This window comes from Tessaracoccus palaemonis, assembly GCF_019316905.1.
Taxonomy (GTDB): Bacteria; Actinomycetota; Actinomycetes; order Propionibacteriales; family Propionibacteriaceae; genus Arachnia; species Arachnia palaemonis.
Genome location: NZ_CP079216.1, coordinates 593,790 through 606,806 on the forward strand (window position 1 = coordinate 593,790; position 13,017 = coordinate 606,806).

The 13,017-nt window shown below is 69.9% G+C and carries 10 protein-coding genes; 6 read left to right on the plus strand and 4 right to left on the minus strand.

The features are described 5' to 3' along the window. The first annotated feature begins 94 nt into the window (after positions 1–94). Complete coding sequence (locus KDB89_RS02540) at positions 95–3,490, plus strand: pyruvate carboxylase (RefSeq protein WP_219083239.1); 3,396 nt, start codon at positions 95–97, stop codon at positions 3,488–3,490. A 3-nt stretch (positions 3,491–3,493) separates the two neighbouring features. Here KDB89_RS02540 and KDB89_RS02545 read toward each other — a convergent pair whose 3' ends face one another. Then, positions 3,494–4,111 carry a hypothetical protein gene (locus tag KDB89_RS02545; RefSeq protein ID WP_219083241.1) on the minus strand — a complete coding sequence of 206 codons (618 nt, stop codon included), beginning with the start codon at positions 4,109–4,111 and terminating at the stop codon, positions 3,494–3,496. A gap of 410 nt (positions 4,112–4,521) precedes the next feature. On the opposite strand from KDB89_RS02545, the gene KDB89_RS02550 reads away from it, so the two are divergent. Next, positions 4,522–5,493: a hypothetical protein gene (locus KDB89_RS02550; RefSeq protein WP_219083243.1), complete on the plus strand. Its 972-nt coding sequence runs from the start codon at positions 4,522–4,524 to the stop codon at positions 5,491–5,493. Positions 5,494–5,496: 3 nt separating this feature from the next. Here KDB89_RS02550 and serC read toward each other — a convergent pair whose 3' ends face one another. After that, positions 5,497–6,627: a phosphoserine transaminase gene (serC, locus tag KDB89_RS02555; protein WP_219083245.1), complete on the minus strand. Its 1,131-nt coding sequence runs from the start codon at positions 6,625–6,627 to the stop codon at positions 5,497–5,499. A 24-nt stretch (positions 6,628–6,651) separates the two neighbouring features. On the opposite strand from serC, the gene KDB89_RS02560 reads away from it, so the two are divergent. From KDB89_RS02560 to trxA, 4 genes are all read left to right on the plus strand, one after another. Beyond that, the gene (locus tag KDB89_RS02560; protein WP_219083247.1) at positions 6,652–7,791 is read left to right on the plus strand and encodes an N-acetylglucosamine-6-phosphate deacetylase; all 1,140 of its coding nucleotides are present in this window, start codon (positions 6,652–6,654) and stop codon (positions 7,789–7,791) included. Positions 7,792–7,857: 66 nt separating this feature from the next. Continuing rightward, complete coding sequence (locus KDB89_RS02565; protein ID WP_219083248.1) at positions 7,858–8,550, plus strand: metal-dependent transcriptional regulator; 693 nt, start codon at positions 7,858–7,860, stop codon at positions 8,548–8,550. Beyond that, complete coding sequence (locus KDB89_RS02570) at positions 8,543–9,286, plus strand: class I SAM-dependent methyltransferase (RefSeq protein WP_219083251.1); 744 nt, start codon at positions 8,543–8,545, stop codon at positions 9,284–9,286. Before KDB89_RS02565 ends, KDB89_RS02570 begins: the two co-directional genes overlap by 8 nt. A gap of 88 nt (positions 9,287–9,374) precedes the next feature. Beyond that, positions 9,375–9,719, plus strand: a complete 345-nt coding sequence (gene trxA / locus KDB89_RS02575) for a thioredoxin (protein WP_219083253.1) — start codon at positions 9,375–9,377, stop codon at positions 9,717–9,719. A 36-nt stretch (positions 9,720–9,755) separates the two neighbouring features. Here the strand turns inward: trxA and nrdG are convergent, their stop codons facing one another. Beyond that, on the minus strand, positions 9,756–10,364 hold the full coding sequence (nrdG, locus tag KDB89_RS02580; protein ID WP_219083255.1) for an anaerobic ribonucleoside-triphosphate reductase activating protein: 609 nt from the start codon (positions 10,362–10,364) through the stop codon (positions 9,756–9,758). Beyond that, positions 10,364–12,556 (minus strand): anaerobic ribonucleoside-triphosphate reductase, encoded by a 2,193-nt coding sequence (nrdD, locus tag KDB89_RS02585; RefSeq protein WP_219083257.1) that lies wholly within the window; start codon positions 12,554–12,556, stop codon positions 10,364–10,366. Before nrdD ends, nrdG begins: the two co-directional genes overlap by 1 nt. Positions 12,557–13,017: the final 461 nt, after the last annotated feature.

A 13,017-nucleotide genomic window follows, 5' to 3' on the forward strand; every position in this document is an offset into this window, starting at 1 on the left:
CGGTCCGGGGTCGTTTGTCATCTGTCAGCGTTGTTACCCGGTGGACATCGGACAACGGGCATGGCCGCAGGGGTCCGAGGATAGGCTGCTCACCATGTTCAGCAAGGTATTGGTCGCCAACCGTGGCGAGATCGCCGTGCGCGGGTTCCGCGCAGCCGTCGAACTCGGCCTCAAGACCGTGGCAGTTTTTCCGTATGAGGACCGGAACGCGGACCACCGGATCAAATCCCACGAGTCGTACCTGATCGGCAGCGAGGGTCACCCCGTCCGCGCCTACCTCGACATCGACGAGATCATCCGCGTGGCCAAGGAGTCCGGCGCCGATGCGATCTACCCCGGCTACGGCTTCCTCTCCGAGAACCCCGACCTGGCCGCCGCCTGCGAGGCCAACGGCATCACATTCGTCGGCCCTTCCGCCAGGGTGCTGGAGATGGCCGGCAACAAGGTGGCCGCCATCGCCGAGGCCCGCAAGGCCGGCGTCCCGACGCTCGCGTCCTGCCCGCCCTCGACCGACCCCGACGAACTGATCCGCGGCGCGAAGGAGATCGGCTTCCCCGTCTTCATCAAGGCCGTCGCCGGCGGCGGTGGCCGCGGCATGCGCCGCGTCGACGACGAGGCGAGGTTCGCCGAGGAGCTGGGCGCCGCGATGCGCGAGGCCGAGGGCGCCTTCGGTGACCCGACGGTGTTCATCGAGCAGGCCGTCGCCGCCCCGCGCCACATCGAGGTGCAGATCCTCGCCGACCAGCAGGGCAACACCGTCCACCTGTTCGAGCGCGACTGCTCCATCCAGCGCCGCCACCAGAAGGTCGTCGAGATCGCCCCCGCGCCGCACATCTCGCAGGAGCTCCGCGACGCGCTGACCTCCGACGCCGTGAAGTTCGCCAAGGCCATCAACTACACCTGTGCCGGCACCGTCGAGTTCCTCGTCGAGACGGAGGGCCCGCGCGCCGGGACCCACGTCTTCATCGAGATGAACCCGCGCATCCAGGTCGAGCACACCGTCACCGAGGAGATCACAGACGTCGACCTCGTGCAGGCGCAGATGCGCATCGCGCGCGGCGAGACGCTCGACGAGATCGGCATCCGCCAGTCCGAGCTGCAGATCCGCGGCGCCGCGCTGCAGTGCCGCATCACCACCGAGGACCCGCTCAACTCCTTCCGCCCCGACACGGGCATGATCACGGCCTACCGCTCCGCCTCCGGCGCTGGCATCCGCCTCGACGGCGGCACCACCGGCACCGGCGTGGAGATCAGCCCCCACTTCGACTCGCTGCTGGTCAAGCTGACCGCCCGCGGCCGCACGCTCGAGGCCGCCACGGCGCGCGCCCGCCGTGCGCTGGCCGAGTTCCGCATCCGCGGCGTCGCGACGAACCTGCCGTTCCTCCGCGCGCTGCTCGACGACCCGGACTTCGAGAAGGGCGGCGTCACCACGTCGTTCATCGACGAGCGGCCCTACCTGCTGAGCGCCCGCACGCCGGCCGACCGCGGCACGCGCCTGCTCCGCTGGCTCGCCGAGGTGACGGTCAACAAGCCCCACGGCTCCGCCCCGACGCACCTCGACCCGGCCGTCAAGCTGCCGACGATCGACCTGACGGCCCCCGTGCCGGACGGCCCGCGTCAGCGGCTGCAGGCGCTGGGCGCCGAGGGCTTCGCGAAGGCGCTGCGCGAGCAGACCGCCGTCGGCGTCACCGACACCACCTACCGCGACGCGCACCAGTCGCTGCTCGCGACCCGCGTGCGGACCCGTGACCTGACCGCCATCGCGCCGCTGCAGGCCCGGCTGCTGCCCCAGATGCTGTCGGTCGAGTGCTGGGGCGGCGCCACCTACGACGTCGCGCTGCGGTTCCTCGGCGAGGACCCGTGGGAGCGGCTGGCGAAGCTCCGCGAGGCGATGCCGAACCAGAACCTGCAGATGCTGCTGCGTGGCCGCAACACCGTCGGCTACACGCCGTACCCGACCGCGGTGACCGAGGCCTTCGTGGCGGAGGCCGCCTCGACCGGCATCGACATCTTCCGCATCTTCGACGCTCTCAACGACATCGAGCAGATGCGCCCGGCCATCGAGGCAGTCCGCTCGACCAGCTCGGTCGCCGAGGTCGCGCTCTGCTACACGTCGAACCTGCTGGACCCGGCCGAGAAGACCTACACGCTCGACTACTACCTGCGGCTGGCGGAGCAGATCGTCGACGCCGGCGCGCACGTGCTGGCGATCAAGGACATGGCCGGCCTGATCCGCCCCGAGGCCGCCCGCAGACTCGTCACCGCGCTGCGCGAACGCTTCGACCTGCCGGTGCACCTGCACACGCACGACACCACCGGCGGCCAGATGGCGACGCTGCTCGCCGCGATCGAGGCAGGTGTCGACGCCGTCGACGTCGCCTCCTCGCCCATGAGCTCGACGACGTCGCAGCCGCCGATGTCGGCCCTGCTCGGAGCCCTCGACCAGAACCCGCGCCAGGCGGACCTCGACCAGGCCTCCGTGCTGGCGCTAGAGCCGTACTGGGAGGCCGTCCGCAAGCTGTACGCCCCGTTCGAGTCGGGCCTGCCCGCGCCGACCGGCCGCGTCTACACGCACGAGATCCCGGGCGGGCAGCTGTCCAATCTCCGTCAGCAGGCCATCGCGCTGGGCGTCGGCGACCGGTTCGAGGCCGTGGAGGACATGTACGCCGCCGCGGACAAGATCCTCGGCCGACCGACGAAGGTCACCCCGTCGTCCAAGGTCGTCGGTGACCTCGCGCTGCATCTTGTCGCCGTCGGCGCGGACCCGGCCGAGTTCGAGGCCGACCCGCAGAAGTTCGACATCCCCGACTCGGTCGTCGGCTTCCTGTCCGGAGAACTGGGCCAGCCGGCCGGGGGCTGGCCGGAACCCTTCCGGTCGAAGGCACTCGAGGGCCGGCGCGTCCCCGTCCGTGAGGCGCAGGTCGCCGAGGATGACCTCGCGCTCCTGGCCGAGCCCGGCCGCGCTCGCCAGGAGACCCTGAACCGGCTGCTGTTCCCGGCTCCTACCAGGGCCTTCGATCAGTGGCGCCTCGACTACAGCGACATCTCTGTGCTGCCGACCGAGCCCTATCTCTATGGCATGGAGCCCGAGCGGGAGTACGCGATCACGCTGGAGAAGGGCGTCACGCTGCTGGTCGCGCTCGAGGCGATCTCGGGCGCCGACAAGCGAGGCAAGCGCAACGTCATGTGCCTGCTGAACGGTCAGCTGCGCCAGGTGCGCGTGCGTGACCTGAGCATCGCCTCCGAGGTCGCCACGGCGGAGCGGGCCGACACCTCCAAGAAGGGCCACGTCGCCGCGCCGTTCTCCGGAGCCGTCACCCCGACCGTCGAGGTTGGCGACGCCGTCTCCGTCGGCGACCAGGTGGCGACGATCGAGGCCATGAAGATGGAGGCCGCCATCAACGCCCCCGTCTCGGGCGTCGTGAAGCGCGTGGTGCTGCCCGGCACCACCCAGCTCGAGGGCGGCGACCTTGTGCTGGTGATCGGCTAGGAGCTACTCGGCCCCGACGATGACGACGTCGAGGTCCGGGCTCGACGCGGCGACCTTCAGGACCGACAGGAGAGGATCCATGAAGGCCCTGTCCGCCGCGCCGAGTTCGGCCCTCGCGACGGCCTCGCGCAAGGCGCGGTACGTCTCGACGACGTGCACGTGCTTCGCGTAGCCGGCCACCTGTCCCTGCAGGGGGCGAAGCGGGAGGCCCAGCTCGCGGTCGGCCAGGGATCGCAGCGAGTAGTCGCTGTTCAGGCCGGCGCGCGCCAGCTCCCACTCCAGCGTGTTGAACGAGGCATCATCCCAGACGACAGACCGACTGGCCCGGGACAGCTCCTCCAGCCAGGCGGTCAACAGCTTCCACGACGGTGCCAGCCGCTCGGGTGCGACGAATCCGCCGCTGAGCAACGTGGCCAGGTCCGCGCCGTCGGGCATCGCGGGGTCGGCGACGACGTTGGGGTCGTGCCGGGTCAGCGGCGCGAACAGCCGTCGCTTCCTGGGAGCGGGCGGGGCGAAGCGTTTGGCGGCCACGGACCTCAGCCGGGCGCCGAGCGTCTCGTCGGCCCGGAAGAAGTCGCGCACGTCGTCGATCGCGATCGCACAGACGATCAGTCTCTGCATGGGTCAACCGTAACCTGCCCGGCGTCGCTGCGGAACCGGGTCGCTGACCACTTCGACAGGCTCAGCACATGCTTGTCGAAACGCCCTGAGCGCAGCGAAGGGTCGCACCTGGCCATCGGCTCGCTGTGTCGCACCTGGCTATCGGCTCGCTGTGTCGCACCTGGCTATCGCCTCGCTGCGCTCGGCGCCCTTCGACAGGCTCAGGGAACCGGGAGGGGGTCAGGGAACCGGGAGGGGCTCAGGGAACCGGGAGGGGCTCATGGAACCGGGCGTTGCCCGGCGCGGATAGGCTGGAGCGCATGAATCCGAGAAGCCGGCGCGTGGTGGTGTCCCTCGCGCTGATCGCCATGATCGTGCTGGTGATCCTCGGTGCACTCTGATCGATTCGGTGCCGATATGCTGACCCACTGATGAGCATTTCGCGATGCGGCGCAGCCGTCCTGACCGCGGGGGTAGGCCTGATCTGCCTGGCCCCCCTGACCGCCGCCGCCGACGGCATCGAGGTCGCCGACGCCGACGCCCCGGTCGTGGGCATGGCCTACGCACCAGGCAGCAGCGACCTCTGGATCGCCGGCGCCCGCGCCGACGACGGCATCATCGTCAACGCCGAGACCGGCGATGAGGTCACCTTCGGCGGCGACCCCGTGTCCGTCCAGGCGCTGGCCTGGAGCTCCTCGCGCCTCTACATCGCCGACATCGGCGACCCGGACGCCTCGCGCGACCACGTCGTCGTGTTCCGGCTCGCCAGCACTCAGACCGGGCGCCAGACGTACAACGCGTTCGACTTCCAGTACGCCGACGGGGCACGCGACGCGAAGGCGTTCATGATCTCCGCGCGCGGCAACCTCTACGTCGTCACCGACGGCGACGACCCCGGCATCTACTACGCGGCCGCGCAGCCCTCGCGCACGTCGATGAACACGCTGACCCGCGTGGCGGACGCGCCCGACGGCGTGACCGACGGCGTCTTCCTGAAGGACGGCTCCACCATGGCGCTGCGCACCGAGGTCGGCATCGAGTACATCGACGCCTTCACGTGGGAGCCGCTCGTGACCGACACGATCGTCGGGGCCCCCGATGCAGAATCGATCGCGGTCGGCGCCAACGACGAGATCTACGTCGGCGGCAACCCGGAGATCCGCACGACCGAGGTGCCGAGTTCCGACACCACGACCACCATCGAGCCGTCCCCGAGCCCCTCACCCAGCGCGAGCGCCTCCCCGTCGGCCAGCGCCAGTCAGAGCCCGGCGGCCGATGACGACGAGGTCGAGGAGGAGGACTCCGGCTCCTCCCCGACCCGCACGGGAACCTACGTGGCCATCGGCCTTGCGGCGTTGCTGTCCGTCGCCGCCGGCGTGGTCACCTGGCTCATCCGGAACTGACGATCAGAGCCTGTCGACCACGTAGTCGATGCAGGCGGTGAGCGCCTCGACGTCCTCGGGGTCCACCGACGCGTAGCAGCCGATCCGCAGCTGGTTGCGCTTCAGCGCCCGGTAGGGGTCGATGTCGACGATCCCGTTGGAACGCAGGGCGGCGATCAGCGCCTTCGAGTCGACGCCGTCGACCAGGTCGATGGTCGCGACGACGGGGGAGCGGAACCCGGGGTGGGGCACGAACGGCGACGCGAAGGCCCGCTTCTCGGCCCACTCGTACAGCACGCCAGAGGACTCGGCGCAGCGCGCGGCCACCGCCTCGATGCCGCCGAGCTCCAGCATCCAGCCGAGCTGGTCCTCCAGGAGGAGCAGCGTTGCCAGGGCGGGTGTGTTCAGGGTCTGGTGCTGGCGGGAGTTCGCCACGGCCAGCGTGAAGTCGAGGCTCTGCGGGATCCAGCGGCCGGACGACTTGATGCGCTCCGCGCGCTCGATCGCCGCCGGAGACGCGAACGCGAGCCACAGGCCGCCGTCGGACGAGAAGTTCTTCTGCGGTGCGAAGTAGTACACGTCGGTCTCGGAGATGTCGGCCTCCATGCCGCCCGCCGCCGACGTGGCGTCGATGACGACGAGCCCGTCGCCGATGCGGCGCACCGGGGCCGCGGCGCCCGTCGAGGTCTCATTCTGCGCCCAGGCGAACACATCCGCGTCGCCCGGCTCCGGCAGGGCCACAGAACCCGGCTCGGCCTCGAAGACGGCGGGGTCCGCGAGGTGGGGCGCCGCGGCCGACGCGGAGGCGAACTTGCGCGAGAACTCGCCGAACACGCCGTGCGCCGACCGGTTCTCCACCAGGGAACTCACTGCCATGTCCCAGAAGAGCGTCGATCCGCCGTTGCCGAGGACCACCTCGTAGCCGTCGGGGATGTCGTAGAGGTCGGCCAGCTCCTCCTGCACCGCCGCGACCAGCGACCGGACGGGGGCCTGGCGGTGCGAGGTGCCCATGATGTCGCCGCGCATGGAGAGGTACTCCAGCGCCTCGGCGCGCACCTTGGCCGGCCCGGACCCGAAACGGCCGTCGACGGGGAGGAGTTCTGCGGGGATCTGGATCTGCACGATCGTCAGCTTAGGCCCACCCTCCGCCCGCATCGCCGGTGTGGATAGGTTTGAGCCATGGCCTCCTCCACCTTGCGCGTTTCCCGTGCCGTGATCCCCGACGGCGTCGTCGACGACGCCGTCATCACCATCGACGACGGCCGGATCGTCTCCGTGACCCCCGGCGCCGCGGGGGAGGGGCTCAGGCTGTGGGCCGTGCCCGGATTCGTCGACACCCACACGCACGGCGCGGTCGGGTACAGCTTCGGCGACCCCGACCCCGCGAACAATCAGGCCATCATCGACCACCACCGCAGCCACGGCTCCACGACGATGTTCGCCTCGACGGTCACCGAGCCCGTCGAGAAGCTCGAGGCGCAGGAGAAGGTGCTCGCGGGGCTCGTCGCCGCGGGTGAGCTGGCCGGCATCCACCTGGAGGGCCCGTTCCTCGCGCCAGAGCGCAAGGGCGCGCACGACATCGATCTCCTCCGCGACCCCACCCCCGAGCTCGTCGAGCGGCTGATCGAGGCGGGCGGTCCGGCGCTGAAGATGATCACGCTGGCGGTGGAGCGCAACCATGGCGAGGAGGCGACCCGCAGGTTCCGGGAGGCCGGCGTCGCCGTCGCGTTCGGGCACTCGGACGCCGACGACGTGACCACCGCGGAGTCGGTCGAGTGGGGCGCCAACGTCGTGACGCATCTCTTCAACGCGATGCGACCCATCCACCACCGCCTGCCCGGCCCGGTTCCCGTGATGCTGTCCGACGAGCGCGTCATGGTCGAGCTGATCTGCGACGGCGTGCACCTGGCGCCCGTCGTGGCCGGCATGGCCATCGACGCCGCCGGCCCGGGCCGCGTCGCCCTGGTCACCGACGCCATGTCCGCCACCGGCACCGGCGACGGTCGATACGTGCTCGGCGAACTCGACGTCATCGTCACCGACGGCACAGCCCGCCTCGCGACCGCCGACGGGAGCCCCGGTGCCATCGCCGGCTCGACGCTGACGATGGACCGCGCGTTCCAGTTCGTCGTCGAGCAGGTCGGAGTCTCGATCCCCGACGCCGCGCTGATGGCTGCGACGACACCCGCGCGGTGGCACGGCCTCGACGAGGTCGGGACGCTGGAGGCCGGCCGCTTCGCCGACGTGTGCCTGGTGGACGACGACGGCGCCCTGCACGGCGTCATGCGGCGCGGCGAGTGGGTCGTCGCCCCCGCCTGAGCTACGGGCAAACGACGGCGCGCCGCGGGCGCGCCGACTAGGATGGACTGAACTGAAAGGCGGAGCATGAGCGGCGATCTGATCGACACGACGGAGATGTACCTGCGCACCATCTACGAGCTTCTCGAAGAGGGTGTTCCTCCGCTGCGTGCCCGCATTGCCGAGCGCCTGCACCAGTCCGGCCCGACGGTGTCGCAGACGGTCGCGCGCATGGAGCGCGACCACCTGCTTGTCGTCGAGCCGGACCGCACCATCAAGCTGACGCGCCGCGGCGCGAAGCTGGCCCGCGACGTGATGCGCAAGCACCGCCTCGCCGAGTGCCTGCTGACCGAGGTGATCGGGCTCGAGTGGGACAAGGTGCACGACGAGGCATGCCGCTGGGAGCACGTCATCTCGCTCGAGGTGGAGAAGCGGCTCGTCAGCATCCTGCACGCGCCGACCGTCTCCCCCTACGGCAACCCGATCCCCGGCCTGAAGGACCTGGGCGTCGAGGCCGATCACGTGCCCTTCAGGCATGGCGCGGAGCCGCTGGCCGACGTCGTCGGCATCGAGCCAAGGACCTTCTCGCTTCGCCGGATGAGCGAGTCGATCCAGGCCCAGGACGACACGCTGATCGCGCTCGCCGACCTCGGGCTCCGGCCGGGCGGTCAGTTCGAGGCCACGCGCGACGGACACCTGGTCCGACTCGTGCAGGAGGACCGGTCGGTCACGCTCAACGAGGACGAGGCAGCGCTGCTCTTCGTCGCGGTCGATGCCTGAGCTCGAACCCGAGGAGGCGACCTTGAACGCCGGAGCGATGGAGGGCGTCCTGTCGCGCGCGTTGGGAGGGGGCTCCACCCCCTACGAGTGGCTGAGTCGTGCCGTATCCGCCTCCGCCACGCAGGTCCTCGACCTGGCGTGCGGGGCCGGCGCGATGATCGAGCGCCTCGAGCGGCCCGGCCGAACCGTCACCGGTCTCGACCGGTCCCGCGAGGAGCTGCTGGAGGCCCAGCGCCGGGGCCGCGGACCTCTGGTCCAGGCCCACGCCTCATACCTGCCCTTCGCCGACGGCTCGTTCGACGCCGTTGTCTCCTCGCTGGGCATCTCGGTGGTTGCCGACCGGCCGCGGTTCCTCTCCGAGGTGGCCCGCGTGCTCCGGCCAGGGGGAGTGTTCGCCGCGCTGACCCCGTCGATGCGGCCCGCCAACGTCGACGATCTGCGCCTCATCAGTCGGCTGGCCGGCCAGCTGCGCGTCGCCCCGCACCTGCCGGGCATCACCGAGTTCAAGGCGCGCACAGCGTTGGGGGCCGTGGGACTGACGAAGGCCGAGGACAAGCGGGCCAAGTACTACTACGAGGTCGCCGACGAGGACGACGCCGTCCGCCTCTTCGAGGGCCTCAGGACCCCGGGCGACGCCGACCGCGTCGGGGCCGCCGTCGAGTTCCTCCGCGCGCGCTTCGCCGACGGCCCGGTGCGCGTGCCGCTGCCCATGCGCCGCATCATCGCCATCAAGTGACCCGGGTAGCCTCGAGGGGAATACCGCGACGCCCGACGGCGTTGGCATAGACGACTCAAGATTCAGACTTCATGAAAGGGGTCACCCCATGGCGACCACCGCGCTGACCGCAGCGAACTTCGAGACCACCGTCAAGGACAACGGGGTCGTACTGGTCGACTTCTGGGCAGACTGGTGCGGCCCGTGCAAGCGCTTCTCGCCCATTTACGACGACGCCTCCGAGCGTCACGGCGACGTGGTCTTCGGCAAGGTCGACACCGAGGACGCCCGCGACCTGGCCCAGGTTCTCGAGATCCAGTCGATCCCGACGATCATGGGCTTCAAGGAGGGCAACCTGGTGTTCCGGCAGTCCGGCCTCCTGACCGGCAAGCAGCTCGACTCCCTGATCGAGCAGATCAAGGACCTCGACCTCGAGGCCGACGCGAAGGCCTGAGCCGCACGCGCACCCACTCCGGGGCCGGTGCCCCGTTCAGATCAGCTGGCGACGGTCGATCTGTTCAGGCGCCGGCCCCTGTGCGTGCAGCCCGGCCCACTCGACGGCGCGGCCGGCGGCCAGCGACGCGGGCACGTCGAGCACCCGCTGGTTGGAGGAGCCGCGGAACTGCAGGGTGAGGTCGCGCGAGGCCAGCTCGAACGGCCCGTCGACGAGCACGTCGAGCCCCCGCAGCAGCGCCAGCTGATCGGGCTGGCCGGAGGCCGACAGGTCCTCGAACCGGTAGCCGGTCCAGGACCACACGTCCTTGGTCGCCCCGAAAGCGCACCGCACCCGCTTGAGCAGCCGCAGCGCGACGCCGGTGTTGAGGAACGGTTCCCCGCCCAGCAGCGACAGCCCCTGCACGTAGCTGTTGCCCAGGTCCGCGATGATGCGGTCCTCGAGCGCGTCGTCATAGGGGGTTCCGTAGCGGAAGCTCCAGGCGGCCTCGTTGAAGCAGCCCTCGCACGCGAACAGGCAGCCGCTGACGTAGAGCGAGCAGCGCACGCCCTCGCCGTCGACCATGGAGAACGGCTTGTAGTCGGCGACGTGGTTCCGGCTCACCCGCTCCGAGCGCCAGGTCGCCGGGTCGGGGATCCGGGGCATCAGCAGCCGTCGCCGCGCAGATGCTTGGCCCGCGCCGAGATCTCCGCGTGGCGCCCGTGCACCATCGGGCGGGCCTGCGGGTTGCCGAGGTAGCCGCAGGTGCGCTTGACGACGTCGACGCTGCCGGGATCGTCGTTGCCGCACGACGGGCACCGGAAGCCCTGCTCGGTGGGCGTGAAGTCGCCGGCGAAGCCGCACTCGAAGCACCGGTCGATCGGGGTGTTGGTGCCCAGGTAGCCCACGCGGTCGTACGCGTAGTCCCAGACGGCCTCCAGCGCCTTCGGGTTCTGCTGGAGCACCGGGTACTCGCAGTAGTGGATGAAGCCGCCGGTGGTGAATGGCACGTAGTCCTTCTCGAAGTCCAGCTTCTCGAACGGCGTCGGTGCCTTGCGCACGTCGTAGTGGAAGGAGTTGGTGTAGTAGTCCTTGTCCGTGATGTCCGCGACGCGGCCGAACTTCTCCTGGTCGAGCCGGCAGAACCGGTCGGTCAGGGACTCGCTGGGCGTGGAGTAGACGCTGATCGCATAGCCGCTCTCAGCGCTCCACTCGCGGGCCCGCTCGTAGAGGCGCCGCAGCACCGCGAGGGTGAACTCCTTGGCCGCGGGGTCGGACTCCCAGGCCCCGCCGAAGAACGCGGTGGCGACCTCGTAGAGGCCGATGTAGCCGAGCGAGACGGTGGCGCGCCCGTCGCGGAACAGCTGATCCACATCGTCGGCGGGGGCGAGGTGGTGCCCGAAGGCGCCGTACCGGTAGAGGATCGGCGCATTGGCGGGCACCGCCTCCTTGCACCGCTCGACGCGGTAGAGCAGCGCGTCGCGCATGACGTCGAGGCGCTGGGCCAACAGCACCCAGAAGGCCGAGACGTCGCCACGGGTCTCCAGTGCGATGCGGGGCAGATTCAGGGTCACGACGCCGAGGTTCATGCGGCCGGCCGTCACCTCGTTGCCCTCCTCGTCCTGCCAGCCCGGCAGGAACGAGCGGCAGCCCATCGGCACCTTGAAGCTGCCCGTCAGCTCGACGATGCGGTCGTAGCTCAGCACGTCGGGGTACATCCGCTTGGTCGCGCACTCCACGGCGAGCTGCTTGATGTCGTAGTTCTCGTCGCCGTCCTCCAGGTTCAGGCCGCGCTTCAGCGTGAAGATCAGCTTGGGGAAGATCGCGGTCCGGTGCTCGCGGCCGAGGCCTCCGATGCGGATCTGCAGGATGGCGCGCTGAATCTCGCGGGAGAGCCAGCCGGTGCCGAGCCCGAAGCCGACCGACGTGAACGGCGTCTGCCCGTTGCTGGTGAACAGCGTGTTGATCTCGTACTCCAGCGACTGCATGGCGTCGTGGATGTCCTTGGCCGTCTTCTCGAGCGCGTACGCCCGCTGGGCCGCCACGTCAGGGATCCAGCGACGGGCGTCCTCGAGGTGCTTGGCGTGGTTCAGCCCCGCGTACGGCGCCAGCAGTTCGTCGATGCGGTCGACGGAGCAGCCTCCGTACTGGCTGCTGGACACGTTGGCGATGATCTGCGCGATCTGCGCGGTGGCCGTCTGGATCGAGCGGGGCGGCTCGACCTGCGCGTTGCCGATCCGGTAGCCGTTGCGGAACATCGTCTCGAAGTCGATGAGGCAGCAGTTCGTCATCGGGGCATACGGGTGGTAGTCGAGGTCGTGGAAGTGCAGCTCGCCCTTCTGGTGCGCGTTGGCGACGTGTGCGGGCAGCATCTGCAGGCCGATCGCCTTCGAGGCCGCGCCGGCGGTGAGGTCGCGCTGCGTGTTGAACACATCCGCGTCCTTGTTGGCGTTCTCGTTGAGGACGCTCTCGTCGCGGGCCCGGAGTCGGCCGACGGAGTGGTTGACGTCGGTGGCGCGGGCCCTGGCGAAGTCGCGTCGCACGCGGTAGTCGATGTAGGCGCGGGCGACGTCGTACTCGTGCGCGCCGAGCAGGGTGTGTTCCACGGCCGACTGGATCTCGTAGATCTTCACCGCGGCACTGAACCGAGTGCGCACCTCCGCGACCACCGCGCCAGCCAGTTCGTCGACGCGGGCGGCGTGCTGAGCAGTCACGTCGCCGTGCACCTCGCGGTAGGCCCGCCGGATGGCGGCCGAGATTCGACGCGTGTCGAAGGGCAGGTGCCTGCCGTCGCGCTTCTCGACCGTCAGCGTGTCGACGGGCGTCCTCGTCTCGACGGCTTGTGCACTGGTCGTCATCTGCTTCCTCCTGGGTGAGCTTCCGCAACCGTACTACTAGATGTAGTGGTTCGGCCAGTCGTCAAGCCCAACATCTTGGGCCGTGGCTCCCTGAGCTTGTCTCCGGTTCCCTGAGCTTGTCGAAGGGTGCCGAGCGAAGCGAGGCGGGGTAGGGAGGGATCCTTCGCTGATGGGCTCCGTCAGTACCCCTCCCGCCGCTGTTCCGTGCACAACGATGCGTATATGGGGAGCGCTGCGATATATGAACAGCGCTGGGAGCCAGGGCATCGTTATGCACGGGGGCTGCGTGCCGGTGGGCAGAAGGGCGCCTAGCGAAGCGAGGCGGGAAGCGATTTTCGCAACGCCGATGTGACGAAGATTGCCTTTCGATGGCGGCCTGGAATCGGCTGAAGCCCCGCCCTGCGGAAGCCCGGATCCGGCCCCTACGATGGCTCGTAGTAGAGCAATTTGGAAAGGTCGTG